This is a genomic window from Actinoplanes sp. NPDC023714, from assembly GCF_040639855.1.
In the GTDB taxonomy this organism is placed as follows: Bacteria; Actinomycetota; Actinomycetes; order Mycobacteriales; family Micromonosporaceae; genus Actinoplanes.
This window is the reverse complement of sequence record NZ_JBFAAR010000021.1, coordinates 1-5,327: the sequence shown is the minus strand read 5'-3', so window position 1 is coordinate 5,327 and position 5,327 is coordinate 1. Positions and strand designations below refer to the sequence as shown.

At 69.0% G+C, this 5,327-nt stretch carries 6 protein-coding genes; 4 read left to right on the top strand and 2 right to left on the bottom strand.

Annotation, left to right across the window (positions count from 1 at the left end):
* Nucleotides 1-341 precede the first annotated feature (341 nt).
* Nucleotides 342-653 (top strand): protealysin inhibitor emfourin, encoded by a 312-nt coding sequence (locus AB0G10_RS42240; RefSeq protein WP_360935911.1) that lies wholly within the window; start codon nucleotides 342-344, stop codon nucleotides 651-653.
* On the opposite strand, the gene AB0G10_RS42235 is transcribed toward AB0G10_RS42240, so the two are convergent.
* Complete coding sequence (locus AB0G10_RS42235; RefSeq protein WP_360935909.1) at nucleotides 643-3,006, bottom strand: excinuclease ABC subunit UvrA; 2,364 nt, start codon at nucleotides 3,004-3,006, stop codon at nucleotides 643-645. The genes AB0G10_RS42240 and AB0G10_RS42235 overlap by 11 nt on opposite strands.
* Before the next feature lie 173 nt (nucleotides 3,007-3,179).
* Between AB0G10_RS42235 and AB0G10_RS42230 the strand changes: the two genes are divergently transcribed.
* From AB0G10_RS42230 to AB0G10_RS42220, 3 genes are all read left to right on the top strand, one after another.
* Nucleotides 3,180-3,740: a hypothetical protein gene (locus AB0G10_RS42230; protein ID WP_360935907.1), complete on the top strand. Its 561-nt coding sequence runs from the start codon at nucleotides 3,180-3,182 to the stop codon at nucleotides 3,738-3,740.
* 48 nt (nucleotides 3,741-3,788) lie between these two features.
* On the top strand, nucleotides 3,789-4,217 hold the full coding sequence (gene trxA, locus AB0G10_RS42225) for a thioredoxin (RefSeq protein ID WP_360935904.1): 429 nt from the start codon (nucleotides 3,789-3,791) through the stop codon (nucleotides 4,215-4,217).
* A gap of 87 nt (nucleotides 4,218-4,304) precedes the next feature.
* On the top strand, nucleotides 4,305-4,742 hold the full coding sequence (locus tag AB0G10_RS42220) for a CBS domain-containing protein (protein ID WP_360935901.1): 438 nt from the start codon (nucleotides 4,305-4,307) through the stop codon (nucleotides 4,740-4,742).
* A gap of 82 nt (nucleotides 4,743-4,824) precedes the next feature.
* On the opposite strand, the gene AB0G10_RS42215 is transcribed toward AB0G10_RS42220, so the two are convergent.
* Nucleotides 4,825-5,079: a hypothetical protein gene (locus tag AB0G10_RS42215; RefSeq protein ID WP_360935898.1), complete on the bottom strand. Its 255-nt coding sequence runs from the start codon at nucleotides 5,077-5,079 to the stop codon at nucleotides 4,825-4,827.
* Nucleotides 5,080-5,327: the final 248 nt, after the last annotated feature.

Sequence of the window (5,327 nt, the reverse complement as noted above, 5' to 3'; positions counted from 1 at the left end):
TCGCCGACGCCACCCGGCCCGGCGACAACACCCCCCGGATCATGCGTACGACAGGGGCAGTAAGTCATACCGGACCGAGCGACCGAGCAGTCCCCGGCTGGGGACGATTAAAAAGGTAACGGGGCGACGCGGGGCGTGGCGGAGGGCGGTGCGGCGGCGCGGCGGTGCGGCGGTGCGGCGGTGCGCAGCAGCAGCAGCAGCACGAGGTTCAGGTGCGGGTCGGTGATCGCGCTGACTCACTCATGTGGATCCGGCGGGAACTGTTGGGAACCTGACAGCGCGGGGGTCGGGTGGGTGCCACTGTTCGGGACATCCGATGGTTGCCGCCTGAGGAGGACCCAGTGACCGAACCCGTCCGCGCGGAACTACGACGATCGGGCGGTTACGCCGGCCGATCCCTGCACGTCGTCATGGACTCCGCCACCCTGCCCGACGCCGAAGCCCGCCGTCTCTCCCACCTCGTCCGTGCCCTCGACCTCACCCGCCTGGCCGCCAAGATCATGGCGCCCTGCCGTGCGGATCTGCTGCGCTACGACCTGTCCCTGCAATGCGGAGGCCGGCACTGGCGCGGCACGGTGGCCGAGCCCACCGTGCCGGCCGAGCTCCGTCCCCTGCTGAGATTCCTCACCCAGCAGGCGATGATCAAGCGTTGACGTATTCCGCCAGGTGCTGACCGGTCAGGGTGGTCCGGTCCGCGACGAGATCGGCGGGCGTCCCCTCGAAGACGACCTTGCCGCCGTCGTGGCCGGCCCCCGGGCCCAGGTCGATGATCCAGTCGGCGTGGGCCATGACCGCCTGGTGGTGCTCGATGACGATCACCGACTTGCCCGCGTCGACGAGCCGGTCGAGCAGGCCGAGCAGATTGTCGACGTCGGCGAGGTGCAGGCCGGTGGTCGGCTCGTCGAGCACGTAGATCCCGCCCTTGTCGGCCATGTGCGTCGCCAGCTTCAGCCGCTGCCGTTCGCCGCCGGAGAGCGTGGTGAGCGGCTGCCCGAGGCTCAGATAGCCGAGCCCGACGTCCACGAGGCGGGCGAGGATGGCGTGCGCGGCGGGGAGGCGGGCTTCCCCCGTACCGAAGAAGGTCTCTGCCTCGGTGACGGACATGCCGAGGACCTCGCTGATGTCGCGACCGCCGAAGCGGTATTCCAGCACCGCCGCCTGGAAACGCTTGCCCTCGCACTCCTCGCACGGGGTGGCCACGCCCGCCATCATCCCGAGATCGGTGTAGACGACGCCGCTGCCGTTGCACGTCGGGCAGGCGCCCTCCGAGTTGGCACTGAACAGCGCCGGCTTGACGCCGTTCGCTTTGGCGAAGGCTTTGCGGATCGGTTCCAGCAGGCCCGTGTACGTCGCGGGATTGCTGCGACGCGAACCCCGGATCGGCACCTGATCCACCGAGACGACTCCGGCGCTCGACGGGATCGATCCATGGATCAGTGAGCTCTTGCCCGATCCGGCCACCCCGGTCACCACGACGAGGACGCCGAGCGGCACGTCGACGTCCACGTCCCGGAGGTTGTGCCGGGTCGCGCCCCGGATCTCCAGCTTGCCGGCCGGCGTCCGGACCTTCTCCTTGAGCCGCGCCCGGTCGTCCAGATGCCGGCCGGTCAGGGTGTCGCTCTTCCGGAGGTCGCCGACCGTGCCCTCGAAGCAGATCGTGCCGCCCGCGGCGCCGGCGCCCGGCCCGAGGTCGACGACCCGGTCCCCGATCGCGATGGCCTCCGGCTTGTGCTCGACGACGAGAACCGTGTTGCCCTTGTCGCGCAGCCGCAGCAGAAGTTCGTTCATGCGCTGGATGTCGTGCGGGTGCAGCCCGATCGTCGGCTCGTCGAAGACATAGGTGACGTCCGTCAGAGCAGACCCGAGATGCCTGATCATTTTTGTACGTTGCGCCTCGCCACCGGACAGCGTGCCGGACGGCCGGTCGAGGGACAGATAGCCGAGCCCGATCTCGACGAACGAGTCGAGGGTGTGCCGGAGTTTGCCGAGCAGCGGCGCCACGCTCGGCTCGTCGAGGTTCGTCACCCACTCGGCGAGGTCGCTGATCTGCATCCGGCAGGCGTCCGCGATGCTGATCCCCTTGATCTTCGAGGACCGGGCCAGTGCGGAGAGCCGGGTGCCGTCGCACTCCGGGCAGGTGGTGAACGTGATCGCCCGCTCGACGAAGGCACGGATGTGCGGCTGCATCGCGTCCACGTCCTTCGCCAGGAAGGACTTCTGGATCTGGGGGATCAGACCGAGGTACGTCAGGTTGATGCCGTCAACCTTGATCTTCGTGGCCTCCTTGTAGAGGAGGGCGTCGAGCTCCTTCTTCGTCCAGTCCTTGATCGGCTTGTCGCAGTCGAACCAGCCGCAGCCCCGGAAGATCCGGCCGTACCACCCGTCCAGGCTGTAGCCGGGGATGGTCAGCGCGCCCTCGTTGATCGACTTGGTGTCGTCGTAGAGCGCGGACAGGTCGAAGTCGGTCACCGAGCCGCGGCCCTCGCACCGCGAGCACATTCCGCCGACGATGCTGAAGCTGCGCCGCTCCTTCGTCGTCTGCCCGGCCTTCTCGACGGTGACCGCGCCGGCGCCGGAGATCGACGCCACGTTGAACGAGAACGCCTGCGGGGAGCCGATGTGCGGGTCGCCGAGCCGGCTGAACAGGATCCGCAGCATCGCGTTCGCGTCGGTCGCGGTCCCGACCGTGGACCGCGGGTCGGAGCCCATCCGCTCCTGATCCACGATGATCGCGGTGGTCAGCCCGTCGAGCACGTCGACGTCGGGCCGGGCCAGCGTCGGCATGAACCCCTGCACGAACGCGCTGTACGTCTCGTTGATCATCCGCTGCGACTCGGCCGCGATCGTGCCGAAGACCAGCGAGCTCTTGCCCGAGCCGGAGACGCCGGTGAAGACGGTCAGGCGCCGCTTCGGGATCTCGACCGTCACGTCCTTCAGGTTGTTCACCCGGGCGCCCTGGACCCGGATCAGATCATGGCTGTCCGCGACGTGCTGTTCCGTGCTCATCGTGTCCCCTCGTTCGGCGGCGCGGTCAACGGTAGTCAAAGCGTGCCGCGCGAGGTGGCCCGTTACTTCTCGATTCCTGCTCGAGTTCCGGGGCGTTGACGCCTCAAGTCCGGGGTTTTGACGCCGATCGGACAGGCCCCTGGGTTACATCCCCCTACCGCTTTGGCAGGCCGATGAGCATCAACCGCTATGCCGCCCGTTCCGCCGCGTTCGCCGCCGCCTATCTCGTCGTGGCGTGGGCCGCGGCCGGGCCCCTCTCGATGAGCCCGATCATGCTGCCCGCCGTGGCGGTGGCCGCGCTCTGGCTGATCGCCCAATCCCACTACGGCAGGTACCGCTTGGACGTCATCATGCTCGGCACCGCCGCCGCCGTGGCGGCGACGCTGAACGGCGCCGGCCTGCTGCTGTCCCTGACCTACGCCGTAGTCGCGACGATCCCGGCCGTCCTGTTCGTGATGATGATGAACCGGATGCTGCCCGGCTACTGGCTGGGCCACGGCGACCGGTTCCGCAGCCGCGGCACGGTCCTCAGCCGCTTCGCCGGTGCGTCCGCGCTCGCCGCGGTGGCCGGCGTGGTCCTGCAGAAGGTCGTCGACCCGGAGGCCCTCACGGCGGCCGGCGCGGTCGGGGTGGCCGTCCGCGACACCGCCCTGATCATGCTGGTCGTCTGGGTGTCCCGCCAGTACCGCCTGGCCAAGCAGCCGCGCCGGGGACCGCTCTCCGTCGTCCGCTGACCCTGCCGGAACCGCGAGGTTTCATAGTTGAGTATCCTTGACTCAACTATGGAACCTCGTATCGTCTCCTGTCCCGCCTGCGGCAAGCGCAACCGGGTGCCGGCCACCGCCAAGGGCACCCCGTCGTGCGGCAACTGCAAGGCATCGCTGCCGTGGATCGTCGACGCCGTGGACGCCACGTACACGACAGTGGCCGTTCAATCCCCGACCCCGGTGCTCGTCGACCTGTGGGCGCCGTGGTGCGGACCGTGCCGCCAGCTGAGCCCGGCGCTCGAGCAGGTGGCCCGCGATCTGGCCGGCAAGGTCAAGCTCGTGAAGGTCAACGTCGACAACGCGCCGGCGCTCTCCCGCCGCCTCCAGATCCAGGCCGTCCCGACCCTTCTGCTGCTGCGCGACGGCAAGATCATCGCCCGCCGGACCGGCGCCGCACCGGCCCCGGCGCTGCGCCGCTGGGCCGAGACCGAGCTGGCTCGCTAGGGTCTTCTGAAATTCATCGTCTTGACAGCGTCCCGGGCGTTCGGCATAGAGGTTTGAACAGGTGCCGACCCAATGCAGGGAGGGACGATGCGGATCAGCGACATACTCCGGGTCAAGGGAGATCAGGTGGTGACCGTGCCGCCGGCCACTTCGGTGGAGCGGCTGCTCGAGGTTCTGGCGCAGCATCGGATCGGTGCGGTGGTCGTCTCCGAGGACGGCAGATCAGTGGAGGGGATCGTCAGTGAACGCGACATCGTCCGTGCCCTGGCGGCCCGCGGCGCAGCAGTCCTGACCGAACCGGTGAGCACCATCCAGACCACCCAGGTCCGGACGGTCTCCCCCGACGCACATCTGGAAGACGTCGAGCGACTCATGACCGAACGCCGCTTCCGGCACGTCCCCGTCCTCACCGACGACCGGCTGGCCGGCGTCGTGAGCATCGGCGACGTGGTCAAGTTCCGGATCGACGAGCTCGAGACCGAGCGGTCGACCCTGGCCGACTACATCACCGGCGAGCGCACGTAGCGAATACGAGAAGGGAGCGCCACCGCGGAGGTGGCGCTCCCTTTCTCATGCGGGCCTCTGCTTATCTCCGTCAGGCCTCTGCTCAGCGATGCAGTAAGGCCGCGAGCCTGTTCCGTGGGGTGGCCTTCGCCGCGGCGCGCCGGCGGCCGAGGAACACCGCGGCGGCCGCGGCGCCGGCCAGCGCCAGCAGGGCGCCCGCACTCGACTTGGGATTGCGCTTCACTGCCGAGCCGGCCTTGGCGCCGGCGGTCGACACCGCCTGGCGTGCGCGTGACCGCGTCGCGCCGTCGTAGGCGTCGGTGGCTCCGTACGTCGTGCTCTGTTCGGTGGTCGTCATGGCACTACCTCCAGGGTGTCCGCTACCGCTTAGGTCGGCGTATGCCCCCTCGGCCCCGCGGCCCAACCCTGTCCCGGGGTTCATTCACGCCGCAGGACCGTCGCGAACACGACACTTCACCCTGCCGGGCCAAAACAGAAAGGCCCACCCCGTGTGGGGTGGGCCTTTCTTTCACGTTGAGTCCGGCGGCGTCCTACTCTCCCACACCCTCCCGAGTGCAGTACCATCGGCGCTGGAGGGCTTAGCTA